1 tRNA gene and 1 rRNA gene are annotated in these 359 nt (G+C 38.4%); both read right to left on the bottom strand.

Features of this window, described 5'->3' with window-relative positions:
• Positions 1-7: 7 nt before the first annotated feature.
• Positions 8-82, bottom strand: a tRNA-Glu gene (locus BN899_RS18345).
• 34 nt (positions 83-116) lie between these two features.
• Positions 117-233: ribosomal RNA gene (gene rrf, locus BN899_RS18340) — 5S ribosomal RNA — on the bottom strand.
• Positions 234-359: the final 126 nt, after the last annotated feature.

The raw sequence follows: 359 nt of genomic DNA, 5'->3' as shown, positions 1-359 counted from the left end.
GGGATATTGGTGACCCATAGGGGAATCGAACCCCTGTTACCGCCGTGAAAGGGCGGTGTCTTGACCGCTTGACCAATGGGCCTAACACCATTCTAAACTAACTGTTTAGAATATCAACGTGGCTATGTCTTACTCTCCCAGGCAGTTGCCCACCAAGTACCATCAGCGCTAAAGAGCTTAACTTCTGTGTTCGGAATGGGAACAGGTGTATCCTCTTTGCTATTACAACCACATTGTATTTTACGTCCATTTCTTGGACAAGTATTATATTAACATTTTTTATAAAAAGTGTCAATACCCTTTTTTATATTTTTTAAACTTTTTCGTTTGAAAAATATAAATTAATACTTTGAAAACTG

This window comes from Faecalimicrobium dakarense (assembly GCF_000499525.1).
Classification (GTDB): Bacteria; Bacillota; Clostridia; order Peptostreptococcales; family Peptostreptococcaceae; genus Faecalimicrobium; species Faecalimicrobium dakarense.
The sequence above is the reverse complement of the archived record's forward strand: the minus strand, read 5'-3'. Positions and strand labels throughout refer to the sequence as shown.